Origin of the sequence: Nocardioides acrostichi (assembly GCF_015319165.1) — a bacterium.
In the GTDB taxonomy this organism is placed as follows: Bacteria; Actinomycetota; Actinomycetes; order Propionibacteriales; family Nocardioidaceae; genus Nocardioides; species Nocardioides acrostichi.
In genome coordinates, this window is sequence record NZ_JADIVZ010000001.1 from 16418 (window position 1) to 37518 (window position 21101).

General features: G+C 71.0%; 24 protein-coding genes. 17 read left to right on the forward strand and 7 right to left on the reverse strand.

Annotation, left to right across the window (positions count from 1 at the left end; all coding sequences use genetic code 11):
- Positions 1–9: 9 nt before the first annotated feature.
- From ISG29_RS00080 to ISG29_RS00100, 5 genes are all read left to right on the forward strand, one after another.
- Positions 10–291: a DUF3039 domain-containing protein gene (locus tag ISG29_RS00080; RefSeq protein WP_328827281.1), complete on the forward strand. Its 282-nt coding sequence runs from the start codon at positions 10–12 to the stop codon at positions 289–291.
- Entirely contained in the window at positions 288–2096 is a 1809-nt protein-coding gene (locus tag ISG29_RS00085; protein WP_194501349.1) for a DEAD/DEAH box helicase, read from the forward strand. The genes ISG29_RS00080 and ISG29_RS00085 overlap by 4 nt, the downstream gene beginning before the upstream one ends.
- 131 nt (positions 2097–2227) lie before the next feature.
- Positions 2228–4066 carry a CocE/NonD family hydrolase gene (locus ISG29_RS00090; protein ID WP_194501350.1) on the forward strand — a complete coding sequence of 613 codons (1839 nt, stop codon included), beginning with the start codon at positions 2228–2230 and terminating at the stop codon, positions 4064–4066.
- Positions 4067–4083: 17 nt separating this feature from the next.
- Positions 4084–4650: a hypothetical protein gene (locus ISG29_RS00095; RefSeq protein ID WP_194501351.1), complete on the forward strand. Its 567-nt coding sequence runs from the start codon at positions 4084–4086 to the stop codon at positions 4648–4650.
- 256 nt (positions 4651–4906) lie between these two features.
- Positions 4907–5560, forward strand: coding sequence for an RDD family protein (locus ISG29_RS00100; protein ID WP_194501352.1), 654 nt, complete (start codon positions 4907–4909; stop codon positions 5558–5560).
- 18 nt (positions 5561–5578) lie between these two features.
- Here ISG29_RS00100 and ISG29_RS21200 read toward each other — a convergent pair whose 3' ends face one another.
- The 3 genes from ISG29_RS21200 to ISG29_RS00110 are packed head-to-tail and all read right to left on the reverse strand — an operon-like array spanning position 5579 to position 7459.
- Positions 5579–5707, reverse strand: a complete 129-nt coding sequence (locus tag ISG29_RS21200; RefSeq protein WP_268927523.1) for a hypothetical protein — start codon at positions 5705–5707, stop codon at positions 5579–5581.
- A 31-nt stretch (positions 5708–5738) separates the two neighbouring features.
- Positions 5739–7007, reverse strand: a complete 1269-nt coding sequence (locus tag ISG29_RS00105) for an MFS transporter (protein WP_194501353.1) — start codon at positions 7005–7007, stop codon at positions 5739–5741.
- The gene (locus tag ISG29_RS00110) at positions 7004–7459 is read right to left on the reverse strand and encodes a MarR family winged helix-turn-helix transcriptional regulator (RefSeq protein WP_194501354.1); all 456 of its coding nucleotides are present in this window, start codon (positions 7457–7459) and stop codon (positions 7004–7006) included. Before ISG29_RS00110 ends, ISG29_RS00105 begins: the two co-directional genes overlap by 4 nt.
- 70 nt (positions 7460–7529) lie before the next feature.
- Between ISG29_RS00110 and ISG29_RS00115 the strand changes: the two genes are divergently transcribed.
- From ISG29_RS00115 to ISG29_RS00125, 3 genes are all read left to right on the forward strand, one after another.
- Entirely contained in the window at positions 7530–8069 is a 540-nt protein-coding gene (locus ISG29_RS00115) for a DUF1697 domain-containing protein (protein ID WP_194501355.1), read from the forward strand.
- 119 nt (positions 8070–8188) lie between these two features.
- Positions 8189–10072: a bifunctional metallophosphatase/5'-nucleotidase gene (locus tag ISG29_RS00120; RefSeq protein WP_194501356.1), complete on the forward strand. Its 1884-nt coding sequence runs from the start codon at positions 8189–8191 to the stop codon at positions 10070–10072.
- A gap of 201 nt (positions 10073–10273) precedes the next feature.
- Positions 10274–11296 carry a type IV toxin-antitoxin system AbiEi family antitoxin domain-containing protein gene (locus ISG29_RS00125; protein WP_194501357.1) on the forward strand — a complete coding sequence of 341 codons (1023 nt, stop codon included), beginning with the start codon at positions 10274–10276 and terminating at the stop codon, positions 11294–11296.
- 183 nt (positions 11297–11479) lie between these two features.
- On the opposite strand, the gene ISG29_RS00130 is transcribed toward ISG29_RS00125, so the two are convergent.
- From ISG29_RS00130 to ISG29_RS00140, 3 genes are read right to left on the reverse strand one after another with little or no spacing between them, the layout of a single operon-like run.
- Positions 11480–12289: an enoyl-CoA hydratase-related protein gene (locus tag ISG29_RS00130; RefSeq protein ID WP_194501358.1), complete on the reverse strand. Its 810-nt coding sequence runs from the start codon at positions 12287–12289 to the stop codon at positions 11480–11482.
- Positions 12282–12842 (reverse strand): isochorismatase family protein, encoded by a 561-nt coding sequence (locus ISG29_RS00135; RefSeq protein ID WP_194501359.1) that lies wholly within the window; start codon positions 12840–12842, stop codon positions 12282–12284. Before ISG29_RS00135 ends, ISG29_RS00130 begins: the two co-directional genes overlap by 8 nt.
- A 20-nt stretch (positions 12843–12862) precedes the next feature.
- On the reverse strand, positions 12863–14161 hold the full coding sequence (locus ISG29_RS00140; RefSeq protein WP_407940122.1) for a nicotinate phosphoribosyltransferase: 1299 nt from the start codon (positions 14159–14161) through the stop codon (positions 12863–12865).
- A 61-nt stretch (positions 14162–14222) separates the two neighbouring features.
- On the opposite strand from ISG29_RS00140, the gene clpS reads away from it, so the two are divergent.
- From clpS to ISG29_RS21440, 8 genes are all read left to right on the forward strand, one after another.
- Positions 14223–14501 carry an ATP-dependent Clp protease adapter ClpS gene (gene clpS / locus ISG29_RS00145; protein WP_194502178.1) on the forward strand — a complete coding sequence of 93 codons (279 nt, stop codon included), beginning with the start codon at positions 14223–14225 and terminating at the stop codon, positions 14499–14501.
- A gap of 9 nt (positions 14502–14510) precedes the next feature.
- Positions 14511–15095, forward strand: coding sequence for a DUF2017 domain-containing protein (locus tag ISG29_RS00150; RefSeq protein ID WP_194501360.1), 585 nt, complete (start codon positions 14511–14513; stop codon positions 15093–15095).
- Positions 15092–15421 (forward strand): hypothetical protein, encoded by a 330-nt coding sequence (locus ISG29_RS00155; RefSeq protein ID WP_194501361.1) that lies wholly within the window; start codon positions 15092–15094, stop codon positions 15419–15421. The genes ISG29_RS00150 and ISG29_RS00155 overlap by 4 nt, the downstream gene beginning before the upstream one ends.
- Before the next feature lie 147 nt (positions 15422–15568).
- On the forward strand, positions 15569–16030 hold the full coding sequence (locus ISG29_RS00160; protein ID WP_328827296.1) for a M67 family metallopeptidase: 462 nt from the start codon (positions 15569–15571) through the stop codon (positions 16028–16030).
- Between the two features lie 47 nt (positions 16031–16077).
- Entirely contained in the window at positions 16078–16368 is a 291-nt protein-coding gene (locus tag ISG29_RS00165; RefSeq protein ID WP_194501363.1) for a MoaD/ThiS family protein, read from the forward strand.
- 4 nt (positions 16369–16372) lie between these two features.
- The gene (locus ISG29_RS00170; protein WP_194501364.1) at positions 16373–16927 is read left to right on the forward strand and encodes an NYN domain-containing protein; all 555 of its coding nucleotides are present in this window, start codon (positions 16373–16375) and stop codon (positions 16925–16927) included.
- A gap of 10 nt (positions 16928–16937) precedes the next feature.
- The gene (locus ISG29_RS00175) at positions 16938–17885 is read left to right on the forward strand and encodes a PLP-dependent cysteine synthase family protein (protein ID WP_194501365.1); all 948 of its coding nucleotides are present in this window, start codon (positions 16938–16940) and stop codon (positions 17883–17885) included.
- 14 nt (positions 17886–17899) lie between these two features.
- The gene (locus ISG29_RS21440) at positions 17900–19066 is read left to right on the forward strand and encodes a DUF3152 domain-containing protein (protein ID WP_194501366.1); all 1167 of its coding nucleotides are present in this window, start codon (positions 17900–17902) and stop codon (positions 19064–19066) included.
- Positions 19067–19113: 47 nt separating this feature from the next.
- Here the strand turns inward: ISG29_RS21440 and ISG29_RS00185 are convergent, their stop codons facing one another.
- Positions 19114–20223: an alkaline phosphatase family protein gene (locus ISG29_RS00185; RefSeq protein ID WP_194501367.1), complete on the reverse strand. Its 1110-nt coding sequence runs from the start codon at positions 20221–20223 to the stop codon at positions 19114–19116.
- 48 nt (positions 20224–20271) lie between these two features.
- Here ISG29_RS00185 and murI point away from each other — a divergent pair, with 48 nt between their 5' ends.
- A complete protein-coding gene (murI, locus tag ISG29_RS00190; RefSeq protein ID WP_194501368.1) occupies positions 20272–21099 on the forward strand; it encodes a glutamate racemase in 828 nt (275 codons plus the stop codon).
- Positions 21100–21101: the final 2 nt, after the last annotated feature.

The following is a 21101-nucleotide window of genomic DNA, read 5'->3' on the forward strand; positions in this document are numbered from 1 at the left end:
GTGGGAACGGTGAGCGGCTTCGGATTCAGCACGGGCACGGCCCTCGACGAACGCGTCGAGGAAGATCGCCGCGTCGACGAGCTAGAGGAGGGCGACCACGAGCGCTTCTCCCACTACGTCGATAAGGACAAGCTCACCGAGGCCATGGTCATGGGCACCCCCGTCGTCGCCCTGTGCGGCAAGGTGTGGGTGCCCAGCCGGGCTCCTGAGAAGTACCCGGTCTGCCCGGAGTGCAAGGAGGTCTGGGAGCAGATGAACCCCGGCTCCTCCGACTCGGGTTCCGACGAGTGACGGGCGCCTCGCAGCCCGAGGCCAACCCCACGCTGGCGACCGGGCTGACGCCTGCTTGGCCCGACCGGGCCGCGTGGGGTACCGCACCGTCCCTGCGTGCCTGGCAGCAGGCCGCGATGGAGCGGTACTTCTCCGACCTGCCGCGCGACTTCCTCGCCGTGGCCACTCCGGGCGCCGGCAAGACGACGTTCGCGCTCTCGGTGGCCGCCGAGCTGCTCGGACGCCGCCTGGTCGACCGCATCATCGTGGTCGCACCCACCGAGCACCTCAAGCTCCAGTGGGCCGAGGCGGCGGCCCGCGCCGGCATCCCGATCGACCCCACGTTCTCGGCCGGTAAGGGCAAGACCAGCCAGGACTTCGTCGGCGTCGCGGTCACCTACGCCGGCGTGGCAGTGAACCCGCTGGCGATGCGCATCCGCACCGAGCGGTTCAAGACGCTGGTGATCCTCGACGAGGTGCACCACGCCGGCGACGCGCTGTCGTGGGGCGAGGGCGTGCGTGAGGCGTTCGACCCCGCCGCCCGGCGACTGTGCCTGACCGGCACCCCGTTCCGCTCCGATGTGAACCCGATCCCGTTCGTCACCTACGAGCCCGGCCCCGACGGCGTCCCGCGTTCGGCCGCCGACTACACCTACGGCTACGCGCACGCGCTCGCCGACCACGTGGTGCGTCCCGTGCTGTTCCTCGCCTACTCCGGCGACATGACCTGGCGCACGCGCGCCGGTGACGAGGTGGTCGCGCGGCTCGGCGAGCCGCTGACCAAGGACATCACCAACCAGGCCCTGCGTACCGCCCTCGACCCAAACGGCGCGTGGATCCCCTCGGTGCTCGCGGCCGCCGACAAGCGACTCTCCGAGGTGCGCCGGCACGTGCCGGACGCCGGGGCGATGGTCATCGCCACCGATCAGGACGACGCCCGCGCCTACGCGAAGATCCTGCGCCAGATCACCGGCGAGGCGGCATGCGTCGTGCTGTCCGACGACAAGGGCGCCTCGAAGAAGATCACGGCGTTCACCGAGTCGGACTCTCGCTGGATGGTCGCCGTGCGCATGGTCTCCGAGGGCGTCGACGTGCCCAGACTGGCCGTCGGCGTATGGGCCACCACCACCTCGACGCCGCTGTTCTTCGCCCAGGCGGTGGGCCGGTTCGTGCGTGCCCGCACCCGTGGCGAGGTCGCCTCGGTGTTCGTGCCCTCGGTGCCCACCCTGCTCGGCTTCGCCTCGGAGATGGAGGTCGAACGCGACCACGTGCTGGGGCGCAAGGTGTCTGATGAGGACGACATCTTCGCCGCGGAGAACGAGCTGATGGCCCAGGCGAACGCCGACGGATCCGCCTCCGACGAGCTCGAAGGGAGCTTCGAGGCGCTCGGCTCCGAGGCCCGCTTCGACCACGTGCTCTACGACGGCTCCCAGTTCGGCCACGAGGGCGAGGTGCACGTCGGCTCCGAGGAGGAGATGGACTTCCTCGGCATCCCCGGACTGCTCGAGCCCGAGCAGATGCGCGACCTGCTGCGCCAGCGCCAACACGATCGCGCCCGCAAGCGGGGCGCGACGCCGCGGGCGGCGTCCGAGCCGGAGGCGCCGAGCGTGCGCGAGGTGGCCACCCATGAGCAGCTCGCCGTGCTGCGCCGCGAGCTCAACGGACTCGTCGGCGCCTGGTATCACCGCACCGGTCAACCCCACGGCGTCACCCATGCGGCTCTGCGCAAGGAGTGCGGTGGCCCCGCCGCAGCCATCGCCAACGCCGAGCAACTGCGCGCCCGCATCGACGCCGTGCGCGGCTGGGCCGCCCGCAAGTCCGGCTGACCCGCCACGAGTTTTCACGTGACCTGCCACCAGTTTTCGGGTGACCCGTCGCTAGTTTTCACGTGACCTGCCACGAGTTTTCCATGGTGATTGAGGTCACACGGGTGCCCCAGGAGATCTAGCCTGCGACGGTGAGGTCTCTTCGTCGTGTGCTTGCTTCTGCGCTGTTCCTGCCCGCTGCCCTCGCGCCGATGGCGTCGGGCCCGGCCCAGGCCACGGGCTCCGACCACGTGCGCGTCGCACACGGCACCCAGAAGTGGCGCACGATCGAGGCGATGGTGCCGGTGAAGACCGGCCCCGACCGTGACGTCGCGATCGACCTCGACACCACGCTGTACAAGCCGCGTGGCGCGACGGCGAAGCACCCGCAGCCGGCCATCCTCATGACGCACGGGTTCGGGCTCGACAAGGATGCGAACGAGGTCGTGAGCACGGCGCGGTTCCTGGCCGCGCACGGGTACGTCGTGCTCACCTACACGGCGTCCGGCTTCGGCGCCAGCGGCGGGTGCGTCACGCTCCAGTCGCTCGACTACGACGTGCGCAGTGCCCAACAGCTCATGACCCAGGTGCTCCAGACCAAGGCGTATGTGAAGCAGGACCGGCGCGGCGCGGTCGTCGGCACCATCGGCGGCTCGTACGGCGGCGGCATCCAGCTGCCGCTCGCCTCGGTCGACCGGCGGGTGCGCGCGGCAGTGGTCGGCCGCACGTGGAACGACCTGCGCTACTCCCTCGACCCCAACAACCTCTGGACGCCGGGCGACCGTCTCGCAGGCTTCGATCACTCTCGCCCCGACCAGGGCGTCTTCAAGGCGGAGTGGACCTCGCTGTTCTACGCCCTCGGCAACGCCCAGCCGGCGATGGGCAACGGCGGCTGCGCGCAGGCGAAGACCGCGTCCGGCGACCCGACCGAGATCGCCGGCGAGGCCAGCTGCCCCAACTTCTACCTCGCGCTGTGCTCGGTCTACGAGCAGCTCACCGCCACTGGCGACGCGGACGACGCCGCCAAGGCGCTCATCGCGCGCTCGTCGTCCGCGGCGGTGCTCGGGCGCGTGCACGCGGCGACCCTGCTGGTGCAGGGCCAAAGCGACACGCTGTTCAACCTCAACGACGCGACGTCGACGTACCTCGCGCTGCGCACGCTGCACAAGCCGGTCGGCATGATCTGGAACTCCGGGGGTCACGGCGGGTACTCCTCCCAACCGGGGGAGTGCGAGGCCTACGACGGCATCGCGCGGTCGGTGCGCCGGATGGACCACTGCTACCTGCCGTTGCGCGCGCTCGGGTGGTTCGACCACTACCTGCGCCATCGCCCCGGTGGCCGCGGGCCGTCGTTCGCCTACTACCGCGACTGGGTGCGCTACTCCGGGCACGGTCCGGACGACGAGCAGTACGGCACGGCCCGACGGGTGCGGCTCGGCGGGCTCACGCTGACGCTCGGCGGCCAGGGCCGGCTGGCGACACGCCCCGCACGTGCCCAGGTGGCCGACCTGACGATGACGAACCCGCCGGGCGGCTCGCCCGCGGCGTACTCGGAGACCAGCGAGTTCTCCGGACCGGACTCCTCGCCCAACCTGGCCGGTCCGCCCACCGAGGTCGAGGGCCAGCACCTCGACTTCACCAGCAAGAAGATGAAGCGTCCGCTCGTGGTGGCCGGCGTGCCATGGGCGCGGCTGCCGCTGGTCAACACCAACGGCCAAGACATGGTGTTCTTCGCCAAGGTCTACGACGTGGCGCCCGACGGCAGCACCACGCTGGTGCACCGGCTGATCTCGCCGGTGCGGGTGCCGGCGTCCGAGGTCGGTGCACCGGTGCGCATGCGGCTGGCCGGATTCGTGCACCGCTTCGACCGCGGCCACCGGCTGCGGCTGGTGCTCGCCACCACCGACCAGACGTCGTACAACGCCAAGGTGGCCGACGTGCTCACGCTCACCACGGGGCCGGGAGCCACGCTCACGCTGCCGGTGCGCTGAACGCGCATGATGCTGCGATGAGCCGCTACGTCGACCAGATGCCCGCAGAGGAGCCGGTGGGTCGGTGCGTGGTGCTGCCCGGCACCGGCTACGTGCCCGACGCGCCGCTGCTGTTCCTGGTCGGGCAGCTAGCGCTGGCGCACGGATGGGCGGTACGGCAGGTGTGGTGGACTCCGCCCGACATCGAGGACGGCGCCGAGGCGGCGTGGGTGGCCGGCGAGCTCGACGCCGCGCTGGCGGAGCCGTTCGACGGCGTTGGCGATCGCACGCTGGTGGTGGGCAAGTCGCTGGGCACGGCGGGCGCGGCGCGCGCTGCGGAGTTGAAGCTGCCCGCGATCTGGCTGACGCCGTTGCTCACCTACTCCGATCTCGCAGCTCCGTTGCTGAGGTACCCGACCGCCCAGCTCGTCGTCATCGGGGAGGGCGACCGGTACCTCGACCGCGACGTGCTCGGCGTCCTGCCCGGACGACACGCGCTGGTGCCCGGCGATCACGCCATGCTGGTGCCAGGGGAGCCGTTCGCCACGTGGCAGGCGCATCGCGAGGTCATGGCGGCTGTGGACGGGTGGCTGGCGCAGTTGTGAAAACTCGTGGCAGGTCAGCTGAAAACTGGCGACGGATCAGCTGAAAACTCGTGGCAGGTCAGCTGAAAACTGGCGACGGGTCACGTGGGGGTGGGCCGCGGAAGCTGATACCGACCTGGTGACCGACCTGGTGCGATCGCCACACGGCCGCGCCGACGAACACCACCGCCCACAGCCGGATGACGCTGGGCCAGGTCGGCGCGGCGTCGTCCGCCGAGGCGCGGCGTGAGGACGCCGGGCTGGCAGACTGCCGCAGGTGAGCAATACTCCTGCCGGCTGGTACCCCGACCCCACTCCGCCCGCTGGGCACGCACCGGCGCTGCGCTGGTGGGACGGCGAGCGCTGGACAGCGCACACCGCGCCGTCGGCGCCCCCCTCGGCGGGCGCCGCCGCATCGGTGCCGAGCACTCCGGACGGCGTCGCGGTCGCTGGTTGGGGCCGGCGCGTGGGGGCGTATCTGATCGACATGGTGATCCAGCAGGTGCTGGCCGTCGCGATCGGCTTCCCGTTCGTGCGGGCGATGACGTCGGCGTACGTCGACTACATCGATGAGGCGTTCCGCGTCGCTGACACCGGCAGGCAGCCCGACACGCTCGGCTTCTACCGCGACATCCTGCCGTCCATCCTGGGGTTCTATGCCGTGGTGCTGGTCGTGAGCTTCGCCTACACCGTGGCCTTCCTGGCCTGGAAGCAGGCGACGCCCGGCAAGCTCGCCGTCGGTCTGCGGGTGCGGCAGCGTGACGCGGACGGCGGCCTTCCCCTGGGCTGCATCCTCAAGCGCTGGCTCGTCACGGTGGCGTGTCAGATCGCCGGCCCTCTCTTCTACCTCGATGTGCTCTGGCCGCTGTGGGACGACAAGCGGCAGGCGCTGCACGAGAAGTGGGCCGGCACCAACGTCGTGCGTCGTTGACCTCCGGCTGACCGGCGCCTATCGCCGCCTCAACACCTCCACGCCGTCGATCGACGCGACCTGGTCGTAGGGCTGGGCCAGCACCACGTTCGCCGCGGAGCCGACCGCCAACACGACGGCCACCGCGAGTCCAGGGTTCTGCCTCACGGCCTCCCGGGTGCCAGGCTCGGAGTCCTGGTCAGGCCTGGTCGCCCGCCAGCACCGCCTCGGCCTCGAGCTCGGAGCCGGCGGCCGAGTGCGGCGTCCGGCCCTCGATCGTGCCCCGAGCAGCGATCAGCACGCCCGTACCGATCGCGGCCATGATCGCACCGAACCAGAACGGGGCGTGGGCGCCGCTGTGCTCGCCCAGCTTGAGCGCGACGAACGGGCCGACGGCGCCGCCGGTGAACCGCAGGAACGAGTAGGCGGACGACGCGATCGGGCGCTCCACGGGAGCCGCACCCATGACCGCCTCGGTCACGAGGGTGTTGTTGATGCCGATGAACGCACCCGAGAGCACGATACCGACGATCACGACCAACGCGTGCTGGGTCCAGATGGCCATCACCGCGTGGTCGAGTGCGAACAGCGCCAGCATCGTGATGACGGCCGGCACGGTGCCCATCGCCCGCTGGAGCAGCGGGGCCACGAACACCGAGGTGACCGCCACGAGCAGCCCCCAGCCGAAGAAGATCCAGCCGATGGCGCGGATGCCGTAGGTCGGCAGCGCGAACGGGCCGGCCGCCAGGATGGTGAAGAACGCGACGTTGTAGAAGATCGCGGTGATGCCGATGAGCAGCAGCGAGCGGTGCCTGAGCGCCTTGATCGGGTCGGCCAGCGACGTGTGCTGCCCGCTCGGGGGAGTGCTGGGCAGGAGGAACGTGGTGGCGATCAGCGCGATGAGCATGAGCACCGAGACGCCGAAGAAGGGTGCGCGCCAGGAGTGCTCACCGAGCAGTCCGCCGAGCAGGGGGCCGCTGGCGATGCCGATGCCCAGTGCGGCCTCGAAGAGGATGATCGCCTGCGCGGTCGAGCCCTTGGCCGACATCACGATCGTCGACAGTGCGGTGGCCACGAACAGCGCGTTGCCCAGACCCCAGCCGCCGCGGAAGGCGACCACCTCGGCGACGTTGCCCGAGGCGCCGGCCAGCCCGGCGAAGACGATGATCAGCGCCAGGCCCAGCAGCAGGGTGCGCTTGGCGCCGATGCGGCTGGAGATCATGCCGGTCACGAGCATCGCGACGCCCATCACGGCCATGTAGCCGGAGAACATCAGCGACACCTGGCTCGGGCTGGCCTGGAGCTTGGCGGCGATGTCCTTGAGGATCGGGTCGACCAGGCCGATGCCCATGAACGCGATGACGCAGGCGAACGCGACCGCCCACACGGCGCGGGGCTGGCGGAGGAAGGATCCCGACGCCTGGTCGGCTTCGGTGGGTGCGGTGGAGGCTGCGGGTGCGGTGGTCAACTCATCACCTTCTGGTCGGTCGGGGCATCGTGCGTGGAGGAGGTCAGGCTGGTGAGCACCTGGACGGCGACCTCGAGGTCGGCGAGGGAGTGCGGTGAGTTCTCGAGCGTCTCGGCGATCTCGGTGCCGTAGCGCCGGCGTACCTCGCGCAGGGTGGCCCGCCCGAGATCGGTGAGGCTGACCAGGGCGCTGCGGGCGTCGTCCGGGTGGGTCGTCTTGGTGGCCCAGCCACGCTCGACCAGCCCGGCGACGGCGGTCGACATGGTCGGCTGCGTGCAGCCGTCGAGGAGGGCCAGAGCGCTGACGCCCATCGAGCCGTGCTGCTCGAGGGCGGCCATGACCCGGTGCCCCGGGGGCAGGTCGCCGCGGGCGCGCACGCTGCGCACCAGTCGGCCGGCACGCACCACGAGCTCGGTCGCCAGCTCCTCATGTCGCGCGGTGTGGTTGCTCACGACATCTATATTAGATAGGGAGGCTATGTATCGCAACCTGGGGCGGTTGTGATCTGCGACGCTGTCGCCCATGGGGATCTACGTCGCGTTCCTGCGGGCGATCAACCTCGGCGCCACGCGCAAGTTCCCGCAGGCCGACATCGTGACCGCCACCGAGGTCGCCGGCTTCGTCGACGTCGACACGCACATCAACACCGGCAACGTGCGGCTGGCGACCCGCATGCGGTCGGTCGGGCGCATCGAGGCGGCGCTCGAGCGGGCCTACCTCGCCGACCGCGGCTTCGAGGTGCCGACGCTCGTCTACTCCCTGCCCGCGCTCACCGAGGTGATCGAGTCCGTCGACGCGATCGACCACGACGGCCGCCACTACGTGGCGCTGCTACGCGACGCGCCGACCGCCGCCGGGCTCGCCGCACTGCGCGAGCGGCTCTCGGACGGCGAGAGCATCGAGGTCTGCGGGCGCGCCGTCAGTTGGCTCGTCGGCGCCGACGGCGTGCACGGAACCAAGCTCACCAACAACCTCATCGAGAAGTGCCTGGGCACGGTCGCCACCACCCGCAGTCCGACCGTGCTGCGCGCCGTCCGCGACAAGTGGGGCACGGGGGCGTGACGAACAGGTGACGAGACGCGTGTTCGCCTCGACGGCTGTCGGTGCAGCGAGGTAGACAAGGGCTGCCGACCTCGGCTCTCCTCTGTTCCTCCTCGTCCGTCTCTCTCGGAAAGTCCTTCATGCACACCTCTGTGTCCACGCCTGCCACCTCACGCCGCGCCGTCCTCGGCGGAGCCGCCGCCCTCGCCGCGGCCGGTTACGTCGCCACCCCCGCTTCGGCGTCCGCGCGCGGGGGCGCGCACCATCCGCGGGGCCGCATCACCGTGCTCGGCACGACCGACCTGCACGGGCACGTCTACAACTGGGACTACTTCAAGGACGCCGAGTACGACGACCGCAACAGCAACGACGTCGGGCTCGCCAAGGTCAAGACGCTCATCGACGCCGTGCGCGCCGAGCGCACCGGGGCCCGCCAGGCCATGCTGACCCTCGATGCCGGCGACACCATCCAGGGCACACCGCTGGCCTACTACTACGCGCGCATCGACCCCATCGACGACGACACCGAGCACCCCATGGCCACCGCCATGAACCTCGTCGGCTACGACGCCGCGGCGCTGGGCAACCACGAGTTCAACTACGGCATCCCGCTGCTGCGCACCTTCGAGGGGCAGCTGAACTTCCCGCTGCTCGGGGCCAATGCGGTCGACCCCGCCACCAAGAGGCCGGTCTTCAAGCCCTACGTCATCAAGAAGCTGGCGATCGGCAAGAACCGCCACGTCAAGGTGGGCATCCTCGGCCTCACCAACCCCGGCATCGCGATCTGGGACAAGGCCAACGTCGAGGGCAAGGTGGAGTTCCCGGGCCTGGTCGAGCAGGCCAAGATCTTCGTGCCGGAGCTGAAGAAGAAGGGCTGCGACATCGTCATCGTCGCGGCGCACTCCGGCGCCGACACCTCGTCGTCGTACGGCGACGCGCTGCCCTACCCCGAGAACGCCTCGACGCTGCTGGCCGAGCAGGTGCCACACATCGACGCGATCCTCGTGGGGCACGCGCACGTCGAGATCGCCGACCGCAAGGTCACCAACAAGAAGACGGGCCGCGAGGTGCTGCTGTGCGAGCCGCTGTACTGGGGCATGCGGCTGGCCGTGATGGACCTCGAGATCGAGCACGTGCCCACGCACCGGGGTCGCAACGGGCACAAGGTGAAGGCGCACTGGAAGGTCACCGGCGCCACCTCCCAGGTGCTGAACTCCAACACCGTCGACCCCGACCCCGAGATCGCCTCGGCCGTGCAGTCGGCCCACGACACGGTCATCGACTACGTGAACTCGGTGATCGGCACCTCCACCGAGGAGCTCTCGGCCGCGCGGGCCGTCGTCGAGGACGTGCCGATCATCGACTTCGTGAACTTCGTGCAGGCCGACGCGGTGAAGTCCGCGATCGCGGAGACCGGTTCGGCTGCCGACGCCGCGCTGCCGGTGCTCTCGATCGCGGCGCCGTTCAACCGGGAGGCCACCTTCCCGGCCGGCGACGTCACCGTGCGCGACGTCGCGGGGCTCTACATCTACGACAACACCCTGCTCGCGGTGAAGGTCACCGGCGCCGACGTCAAGGCGTACCTGGAGTACTCGGCTCGGTACTTCCAGCAGGTCAGCGGCACGGGACCGTTCACCATGGACGAGGTCACCAATGCCAAGACCGACACCGCCCCGAACGGCACACCGGACTACAACTTCGACTCCGTGGCCGGGCTCGACGCCCCGCTCACGTACGACATCGACCTCGCCCAGCCCGCCGGCTCACGCATCACCGGGTTGGCCTACGGCGGGGTCGAGGTGCTCGATGACATGGAGTTCGCGATGGCGGTCAACAACTACCGCCAGTCCGGCGGTGGCGGCTTCCCGGCCGTCTCCACCGCCGAGGTCGTCTACAACGCCCAGGTCGAGATCCGCCAGCTGATCATCGACTGGGTCACCGACCACGGCACCATCGACCCGGCCGACTTCGCCTCCGTCGACTGGCGCCTGGTCTCCGACGGGGAGCCGATCACCGTCTCCTGAGCCGCCCCTCGCCGCAGCAGCCGCATGTAACGCGGTGTTACCGGGACTGGCCACGCTCTCTACGGGGTGACCAGTCCGCAGGACACCGCGTTACATGCGGCGCCCGCGCCTCACCTCCACAGGTGGGGCACGGGTGCGAGTTGTCCACAGGTCAGCCCGGTCGAGCGCTCGTACCCGCTCCGGACCACGAGCCTGCGAAGCATGGACGACATCTCCGCAGGGCTCTTCGGGCGGCACGGCGGCCTGCTGACGCGCCGACAAGCACTCGACCACGGTCTCCCACCCGAGCACATCGGGCGCATGCTGCGTTCCGGCGCCTGGACGACGGTGTGGCGGGGCGTCTACGCGCTGACAGCCCACTGGGAGTCACTCGACGCCTGGCGGGAGCGACCTCGGCTCGTCTCCCGCGCCGCGAGCCGCCACATGCGGCGAGCCCATGTGGTCTCCCACGACTCAGCCGCGCACGAGCTCGGTCTCGACATCCTGCGCGTCGACCGGCCCCTGGTGCACGTGACCCGGCCTGGGGCGCTGGGCGGCCGGACCGAGCACGGCGTGAAGCACCACAAGGCTCGCTTCGCACGCGCCGACGTCGTCGAGATCGACGGTCGCCGCGTCCTCGGCCCGGCGCGCACCGCCGTCGACATTGCCCGTGAACACGGCTATCTCGCGGGTCTCGTGGCCTGTGACTCCGCGCGGAGGTCGGGGGTGCGCGTCGATCAGCTCGAGCAGGTGGCCGGCCAGATGTGGAGCTGGCCCAACGTCACGATCGTGCGTCGTGCCATCCATGACTCGGACGCCGGCGCCGACTCGGTGCTCGAGACCCTCGGGCGGCAGCTCGTCGAGGATCTCGGGCTGGGTCGCCCCGAGACGCAGTTCGGGCTGCGGCGCGATGGGCGCACCGTCTTCTGCGACCTGCGCATCGGTCGGCACGTCATCGAGATGGACGGCCGTCTCAAGTATCTCCCGTCCGTCGACGGCGGCGTGGCCGTGCGGCCGGTCGAGGATGTGCTGTGGGCGGAGAAGCAGCGCCAGGACTTCGTATCCAGCTTCCGCCTCGGCATCTCTCGGCTCGTCTGGGCCGACTGCTGGGGAGAGCGCCGGGCCGCCACCATCGCGCGCCTGCACCGCGAGGTGGCCCAGACCCGATCGCTGTGGGGCGACGACATCAGCGACCTCGCGCCGTTCCGCGCCGTCCGCGAGCCCCGGCGTCCCTGGGCGGCCTGACCATCCTGACCCCCGATGCGCTCGGCTCGTCCGTCTTGGCGCCTGCACATGTAACGCGGTGTTGCACATGTAACGCGGTGTTACGCGCGCTGGACACGGCTCATAGCGCGTGGCCGGTCGCTGTAACACCGCGTTACATGCGGCGGCGGTGGGCGAGCGGGTCGAGGTCGGTCGGGCCCGCGGTCACTCCCCGCGGAACACCGGACGACGCCGCTCGCCGAAGGCGGCCATGCCCTCGGCGACGTCGGCGGTGCGCATCAGCACCGACTGGCCGGTGAGCTCGCGCTCCAGGGCCTCGTCGAGGTGGGGGAGCGTGGCGGCGGTGATGGCCTTCTTGGTGGCGGCGAACGCCAGGGGTGGTCCGCCGGCCAGGCGACGGGCCAGTCGCGCGGTCTCATCCGCCAGGTCGGCGTCGGGCACGAGGTGCGAGACGAGCCCGGCCGTGAACGCCTCGGAGGCCGGTAGCGGCTCGGCGAGCAGCGCCATCCGCATCGCCCGGGCACGCCCGATCGACGCCGCGACGGTGGCCGAGGTGCCGCCGTCGGGCATGAAGCCGATGCGGGTGAAGGCGAGCAGGAACGAGGCCGACTCCGCGGCGAGCACGAGGTCGCAGGCCAGGGCGATGGAGCAGCCGACTCCGGCCGCGATGCCGTTGACGGCCGCCACGACGGGTCGGTCGCACCGGGTGATGGCGCCGATGAAACGGCTGGTCATCTCCATGGCGCGCACGTCGAACCGCTCGTGCGCGTTCTCGCCGGAGATGTCGGCGCCGGTGCTGAACGCCGCTCCCGTGCCGGTGAGGACCACGACCCGCACGTCGCCGCGCGTCTGCGCGGCCTCGAGGGTCTCGGCCAAGGCGATGCCGACGGTGTCGTCGATCGCGTTGTACACCTCCGGGCGGTCGAACCGCGCGGTCAGTACGCCCTCGGCGAGGGTCACGGCCAGGCCGGGCACGTCGGGTAGCGGGGCGAGATCGGCAGCGAGATCAGGCACCGTGGACCCCCGCGGCGCGCATCTCCTCGAGCGCGGCGGCCGACGACTCCGGCGCCACACCCGCGCACAGGTCGGTGAGCAGCGTCGTCGAGAACCCGGCCGCGACCGCGTCGAGGGCGGTCGCGCGCACGCAGTAGTCGGTGGCGATGCCGCACACGTCGACCTCGGTGACCCCGCGCTCGCGCAGCCAGTCGGCCAGCGCGGTCGCGGGCTGGCCCGCCGCGGCGCCCTCGAACCCGGAGTAGGCCGCCTCGTGCTCGCCCTTGAGGAACACCTCGTCGAACGCGCTGGCGTCGAGGGCGGGGTGGAAGTGCTCGCCTGACGTGCCGACCTTGCAGTGCACGGGCCAGGAGTCCTTGAAGTCCGGTTCGCTCGACCAGTGCGCCCCGGGGTCGATGTGGTGGTCGCGGGTGGCCACCACGTGCGACCAGCCGTGCTCGGCGCGCAGCCGATCGGCGACGGCGGCGGCGACCTGCGCGCCGCCCTCCACGCCGAGGGATCCGCCCTCGCAGAAGTCGTTCTGGACGTCGACCACGATGAGTGCGCGTGTCATGCGCCGACCCTACGGCGGCTTCACTCGGCGCGCACCGTCGCGACCACGGGCTCGCCGCGCGAGAGCGACTGCGCCGCAACCGGCAGCTCGGCGCGTCCTCGCAGGTGCCGCTCCCGTGCGGCCTCGAGCGGCTCGGCGCCCACGACCTCGCCGCCGACGACCAGCGGCACCAGCGGGTCGCGCTCCTTCTCGCCGACCGCCGGCGCGGGACCGGTGCCGATCACCTCGGCCTCGACTCGGCCGTCGGGTCCGAAGCGGCGCCGCACCCACTTGCGCCCGCCCCACGAGACCTTGTCCTTGCTCTTCTTCGCCACGGCCTCCATCTCGCCGGCGGCGTCCTCGCGCGCCACGAGCTTGTAGACCAGCGCGCACGTCGGGTGCCCGCTGCCGGTGACGAGCTGGGTGCCCACGCCGTAGCCGTCGACCGGTGCCGCGGTCAGCGCCGCGATGGCGTACTCGTCGAGGTCGGAGGTCACGAGGATCCGGGTGTCGTGCGCGCCCAGGGAGTCCAACTGGGCGCGCACCTCGTGGGCGAGCACGCCGAGGTCGCCGGAGTCCAGACGCACCGCACCGAGGTCGGGTCCGGTCACCTCCACGGCCAGCGCGACGGCCTCCGCGACGTCGTAGGTGTCGACGAGCAGCGTCGTCCCTCGGCCCAGCGACTCGACCTGGGCGGTGAACGCCTGCCTCTCGGAGTCGTGCAGCAGCGTGAACGCATGTGCCGACGTGCCCGCCGTGGGCACCCCGTAGCGGTGTCGCGCGGCGAGGTTCGACGACGTCGCGAAACCGGCGACGTAGGCGGCGCGCGCGGCTGCGACGGCGGCCTCCTCGTGCGTCCGGCGCGACCCCATCTCGATGCACGGGCGCTCGCCGGCGGCCATGGTCATGCGCGAGGCGGCGGAGGCGATGGCGCTGTCGTGGTTGTAGATCGAGAGCAGCACGGTCTCGAGCAGTACCCCCTGCGCGAACGGCGCCTCGACGACGAGCAGCGGCGAGCCCGGCACATACGTGTCGCCCTCGGCGTAGCCGTGCACGTCGCCGGTGAACGACCAGCCGGCCAGGAACTCCAGCGTCGGTGCGTCGACGACGTCCTCGAGCGCCGCGAGCACCTCGGGGTCGAAGCGGAACGCGCTGATCGCCTCGAGCGCCCTGCCCACGCCGGCGACGACGCCGTAGCGGCGTCCCTCGGGCAGTCGGCGTCCGAACAGCTCGAACACCGAGCGGCGGTGCGCGGTGCCGGAGTGCAGGGCAGCCTGAAGCATCGTGAGCTCGTAGTGGTCGGTCATCAGGGCCGTGGAGGCGGCCTGCGGGGCGGTCACCCGGTCGAGCCTAGGACGGCCTGGCCGGTGTGGAAGCATGGAGGCCGTGTCCACCGCACCGATGGAGGTCGAGCCGGACCTCTCCGCAGACGAGCTCGTCGCCCCCGCGACCCCGTGGGTGACGATCGTGTGGAACGACCCGGTGAACCTCATGTCGTACGTCACCTTCGTGTTCCGCCAGTACTTCGGCTACCCGAAGAAGAAGGCGGAGAAGCTGATGATGGAGGTGCACGAGGACGGCCGCTCCGTGGTGTCGACCGGTACCCGCGAGGAGATGGAGCGCGACGTGCAGGCGATGCACGAGTACGGCCTCTGGGCCACCATGGCCAAGGACGACTGAGGTGTCTCGATGAGTGCCTTCACCCTGCACCGGCGCAGCGGTCGCGCGATCGCGACGTTCTCCGGGTTCGAGGCCGACCTGTTGCGCTCCCTGGCCGGCCAGCTCGTCGAGCTGCTGCGTCACGAGGCCGCCGTGCCCGATGCCGACCGCGACCCGCTCGAGGCGCTGCTCGACTTCAGTGGTCCCACGACGCCGCCAGAGGATCCCGTGCTCCAGCGGCTGCTGCCCGACGCCTACAGCGACGACGACGAGGCCGCCGGCGAGTTCCGCCGGTTCACGGAGGGCTCGCTGCGCGAGGGCAAGGCCGCCGGCGCCGCGTGCATCATCGACACCCTCGAGGAGGCCGGGCTGCCGGCCGAGCTCACCGACGAGAGCCTCGTCATCGACGTCGAGCTCGACCAGCAGGCGGGCCTGATCTGGATGCGCTCCCTCACCGACCTGCGACTCGCGCTCGCGACCCGGCTGGGCATCGAGGACGACGACGAGGACCGGTGGCTCGCGCTGCCCGACGACGACCCGCAGGCTCAGGCCTTCGACATCTATCAGTGGCTCGGCTACCTCCAGGAGACCCTCGTGGGGGCGATGAGCCGATGACCCTGCGCGTCTCGACGTCTCGGCTCGCGACCCTGCTCGCGCTCGCGGCGGTGAGCGGCGGCGTCCTCACCGGCTGCGGCGGGCGGCCCGAGATCATCGAACGAGCGTGCGCCGAGGTCGAGCACATGACCGACCTCGCCCCCGACAGCCGCGAGTACCTCGACCGCCAACGCGAGGGCCTGGCCATGCTCGATCAGTATCTCGTCGACGACGGCACCGACCAGGTCGACACCGCCGACCGGGTGCTGGGCCAGCAGTTGCGCGACGCCCTGGTGGCCGGCGGATCCGATCTCGATCGCGTCGAGCAGAGCTGCGAGGCGGGGTAGTCCGGTTCGGTATCCAGGTGTGACCCACCCTCGAACCCCTCTACGGAACCCGACTACCCCAGCCGCGGCGACCACACCCGAGCCGACGGGTGTCCGGCACGCGGGCAGATGAGGGGCCGGATGGCGGGTGCCCCTACGCTGGCGTGCGTGCTGACCATCGACCAGGCGACCTACGACGCCATCGTCGCGCACGCCAAGCGGGATCACCCCGACGAGTGCTGCGGCATCGTGGCGGGCCCCGAGGGCTCCGACCGCCCCGAGCGGCTGGTCGAGATGGTCAACGCCGCCGGCAGCCCCACGTTCTACGAGTTCGACTCCGCCGAGCTGCTCGACCTCTACAAGCAGATGTGGGCCAACGACGAGGAGCCGGTGGTCGTCTACCACTCCCACACCGCCACCGAGGCCTACCCCAGCCGCACCGACATCGGCCTGGCCAGCGAGCCGAACGCCCACTACGTGCTGGTGAGCACCCGGCACTGGGCCGAGGCCCGCGACGAGACGGGCGACGGGAATAACGACGCTCCGATCGAGTTCCGGTCCTACAGCATCGTCGACGGTGAGGTCACCGAGGAGGAGATCTCCGTCGTCCCGGCCCGCCCGGCCCCCTGAGCACCGCACGTCCAAGACGCCCGATCAGAACAGATCAAAGGAGCACCATGTCCATCGAGGTCCGGATCCCGACCATCCTGCGCACCTACACCGGTGGCGAGAAGGCCGTCACCGCAGAGGGCGCCAGCCTCGCCGCGCTCATCGACGACCTCGAGGCCAACCACCCGGGCATCAAGGAGCGCCTCATCGAGGACAAGAACGGCGCCGACACGCTGCGCCGGTTCGTGAACGTCTACATCAACGACGAGGACGTCCGCTTCATGGGCAGCCTCGAGGCCGAGCTCTCCGACGGCGACCAGGTCGTGGTCCTGCCCGCCGTTGCGGGCGGCTCGAACTGACCCGATGACCCAGCGCCGCACGTTCGTCCTCCTCGACGGCGAGAACCTCGACGCCACCCTGGGCTCCTCGGTGCTCGGGCGTCGCCCGCACCCCGAGGAGCGGCCGCGCTGGGAGCGTGTGAGCGCGTTCATCGAACAGCAGTGGGAGCAGCCCGTCACCGGGCTGTTCTTCCTCAACGCCTCGCACGGGGCGATGCCGACGTCGTTCGTGCAGGCCCTGCTCGCCCTCGACTACCGGCCGATCCCGCTGTCGGGCAGTGCCGAGGAGAAGGTCGTCGACATCGGCATCCAGCGCACGCTCGACGCGCTGCGCGACCGCCCGGACGCCGACGTCGTGCTCGGCAGCCACGACGCCGACTTCGCCGAGCACATCGCCGCGCTGCTCGACGGACGTCGCGTCGCCCAGCTCGGCTTCAGGGAGTTCACCAGCACCCAGCTGGTGATGGACGGTGTCGAGCAGTTCGACCTCGAGTACGACGTGCGCGCCTTCAACGCCGAGCTGCCGCGGGTGCGCATCATCCCGCTCGCCGACTTCGACCCCGACTACTTCCTGCGCTGACCCGGCACCCATGCGCTACGACTCCCTGCTCTCCTCGGTCGGCAACACGCCCCTCGTGGGCCTGCCCGGCCTCTCCCCGAGTACCGACGTGCGGCTGTGGGCGAAACTCGAGGACCGCAACCCCACGGGCTCGATCAAGGACCGCCCCGCGCTGAAGATGATCGAGGAGGCCGAGAAGGACGGCACCCTGCGGCCGGGCTGCACGATCCTGGAGCCGACGTCGGGCAACACGGGCATCTCCCTGGCGATGGCGGCCAAGCTCAAGGGCTACCGGATCGTGTGCGTCATGCCGGAGAACACCTCCGAGGAGCGCCGCCAGCTGCTTCGGATGTGGGGTGCCGAGATCATCTCCTCGCCTGCCGCGGGCGGCTCGAACGAGGCCGTGCGCGTCGCGAAGCGCGTCTTCGATGAGCACCCCGACTGGGTGATGCTCTACCAGTACGGCAACGCGGCCAACGCGCTCGCGCACGAGGAGGGCACCGGCCCGGAGCTGCTGGCCGACCTGCCCTCGATCACGCACTTCGTGGCCGGCCTCGGCACCACCGGCACGCTCATGGGCGTGAGCCGCTACTTCCGCGCCGCCAAGCCGGAGGTGAAGATCGTGGCCGCCGAGCCGCGTTACGGCGAGCTCGTCTACGGCCTGCGCAACATGGACGAAGGCTTCGTGCCCGAGCTCTACGACCCCGAACTCATCGACTCCCGGTTCTCCGTGGGCCCGCGCGACGCGGTGCGCAGAGTGCGCGAGCTGTTGGATCGCGAGGGCATCTTCGCGGGCATCTCGACCGGCGCGATCCTGCACGCGGCCCTCGGCCAGGCCGCCAAAGCGATCAAGGCCGGTGAGCCGGCTGACATAGCCTTCGTCGTATGCGACGGCGGCTGGAAGTACCTCTCCACGGGTGCCTACGAGGGCACCGTCGACGAGGCCGAGGACAGGCTCGAGGGTCAGCTCTGGGCCTGAGCGCCCTGCTGCTCGTGCTCGCGACGGCCTCCCCGGTGCTCGCCGACGAGCCCACCGCGACACCCAGTCCCACCGCGACGGCCAGCCCGACCGCGACGGCCACGCCCACGGCGGATCCGGACCCCATCGCCAACACCGTCGCCCCGAGTCTCGCGGGCGGTCCGGCGCGCTTCGACGAGCTCCTGCGCGCCAAGCGCGGAGCCTGGACCACCGACGACGGCACCAGCGACGAGCTCACCTTCGCCTACCGCTGGCTGCGCGACGGTGAGCCGATCCGGGGCGCCGGTACTCGCGACGAGACCTATCGGCTGCGTCTCGACGACCTGCGCCACCGGATCTCGGTGCGCGTGATCGCGGCGGACGCCGACGGGCACCACCTGGCCGTCGAGTCGGCGCCGACGAGCGCCGTCCGGCGCTCGCCCATGACCGTGCGCACCGCGCCGCACGTGCGCGGCGACCTCAGGTTCACCCACGCCGTCGACGTCACGCGCGGCCGCTGGGCGACGCCACCGACCCAGGTGACGTTCCGGTGGCTGCGTGACGGCGCGAGGATCCGCGGTCAGCGCGCGCAGCGGCACCCGATCATGGTGCCGGACGTCGGCCACCGGCTGAGCGTGCGGGTCGTCGCCACCGCGCCGGGCTACACCCGGGGCGTGGCGACCACCGAGACGACCGAGCCCGTCAGGCATCGGTACGACGTGAACCGGCACCTCACCTACCGGGTCGAGACGCGCGGCGCCGTCAGCGGGGTGAAGGAGTTCGCGCGGCTCGCGCAGCAGACCATGGACGACCCGCGCGGCTGGCGCGGGGCCGGGGTCGCGACGTCGCGCGTCGCGCAGGGCGGCGACTTCCTTCTGGTGCTGGCCACGCCGGGTCAGGTGGCGGCCTTCTCCTCCGGCTGCTCCGCACAGTGGTCGTGCCGCGTGGGGCGCTACGTGATCATCAACACCGAGCGCTGGAACCACGCCTCCCCGGCCTGGAACGCAGCCGGCCGTTCCCTGCGCGACTACCGCCACATGGTCGTCAACCACGAGCTGGGCCATCGGCTCGGACTCGGTCATGCGGGCTGCTCGGGGCCCGGCCGGCTGGCGCCGGTGATGATGCAGCAGTCGAAGGGTCGCGACGGGTGCCGGTTCAATCCCTGGCCGCTGCGCACCGAGCAGGACCGGGTGCACGGCTAGGCACCCGGCGGCTGCGACGCCGGCCACCTGCCCAGCGGACTCAGGGGCTACTCCAGCACCAGATCCTGGCCGGCGTCGATGCCCGAGCCGTTGATCGAGGAGAGTCCGAGCAGGCCGAGGGAGAGGTTCGCGACGACGCCGTTGCGGATCGGCTGCTTGGTCTTCGCGTAGCCGGGGCGCTGGGTGCCGGGGTCTGCGTAGGCGTCGTTGAGGTCGTAGAGGTCACCGGTGCCCACGCCGTGCCCCCAGACGAAGAACGGGATCTTGTAGTCGGCCAGCTTCGTGGCGTCGGCGTGGCCGTCGCCCGCGCCGCCGTGATCGGCAGTGAGCACGAGCGTGAGGTGCTTGCGCAGCTTCGGCTTGTTCGCGATGGTCTGCTCGATCGCGGTCAGCCAGCCGTCGACCCGCTGCACCGCGTCGAGGTACTCCTGCGAGCCCCAGCCGTGGGCGTGCCCCGCGACGTCGGGCGCGGAGAGGTGCAAGAACGTGAAGCTGCGTGAGGCCTGACGCAGGTCGGCGCGAGCCTTGCGCACGAGCTTGCCGTTGTTCTCCTCGACCGTGTAGCGGTCGATTCCCTTCGGCCAGGAGCGGGAGAACAGCGAGAACTTGGGCTTGGAGGTGAACAGTGCCGTCGTGCCGTCGGCCGCGTGCACGTCGCTGAACACCGACCCCACCGGGTGGCCGGCGGCCTTCTGCACGGTCATCTTCGGCTTGTCGATGTCCCACGTGACGCCGTGACCGCCGTGGTCGGCGTCCACCCGACGGCTCGTGAGCATGCTGGTGTGGTCGGGGAGGGTCAGCGTCTTCTCGTACTCCGTGCGGGCGTTGAGCGTCGACGCGCCGTCCTTGCGTAGGGCGCGGAACCCCGGAAGATCCTTCCACCCGATCTCGCGGAACACCGACGAACGCAACCCGTCGACCGAGATCGCGAGCACCAGCCGCTGGCTGTCGAGCTGGCTGTCGAGCTGGCTGTCGAGCTGGCTGTCGAGTGGGGGGGCCTGCCGACCCGCGTGCCGGGCCGACTGCTGGCCGGCGGACGTCGAAGGTGGCTCGTCCGATCCGGCGCAGGCGGCGCCCGTGCCCAGGACCAGGCCCAGGGCGAGCGCGCCCGCGGCCACGAGGCGGGGGAGCCGGGGACGTAGGGGGAGTCGGGTCACCTCGGCACGGTAACCCGCTCGGGGTCCGGCTGTGGGTAGCCTGAACCCGTGCCCGACGTCTCGACCGCGACCACCTCGGACGTCGACGCGCCGATCGGCATCTTCGACTCCGGCTTCGGCGGACTCACCGTGACGCGGTCGGTCATCGACCAGCTGCCGCACGAGTCGATCCTCTACCTGGGCGACACCGCGCGGCAGCCGTACGGGCCGCGCCCGATCGGCGAGGTGCGCGACTTCGCGCTGGAGTGCCTCGACCACCTCGTCGAGCAGGGCGTCAAGGCGCTGGTCATCGCCTGCAACTCCGCGAGCGCGGCGATGCTGCGCGACGCCCGCGAGCGCTACGACGTGCCGGTGGTCGAGGTGATCTTCCCGGCCACCCGGCGTGCGGTCGCGGCGAGCGCGACGGGCCGCATCGGGGTCATCTGCACCCGCTCCACCGCCGAGTCGATGGCCTACGACGACGCCTTCGCCGCCGCACCGCAGGTCGAGCTCGTCACCAGCGTGTGCCCGCGGTTCGTCGAGTTCGTCGAGGCGGGCGTCACCGGGGGCGACGAACTCCTCGAGGCGGCGCACGCCTACCTCGCCCCGCTGGTCGAGGCGGGTGTCGACACCCTGATCCTCGGCTGCACGCACTACCCGCTGCTCACCGGCGTCATCTCCTACGTCATGGGCGATGCCGTCACGCTGGTCTCCTCGGCCGAGGAGTGCGCGAAGGACGTCTACAAGATGCTGGTGCGCACCGCTCTCATGCGGGCCGACGGCACCCCCACCTACACCTTCCTCACCACCGGTGCACCTGAGGAGTTCACGGCGATCGGGCGACGCTTCCTCGGCCCCGAGATGGTCGCCGCGACCGGACTCATGGCGGTGCGCTGATC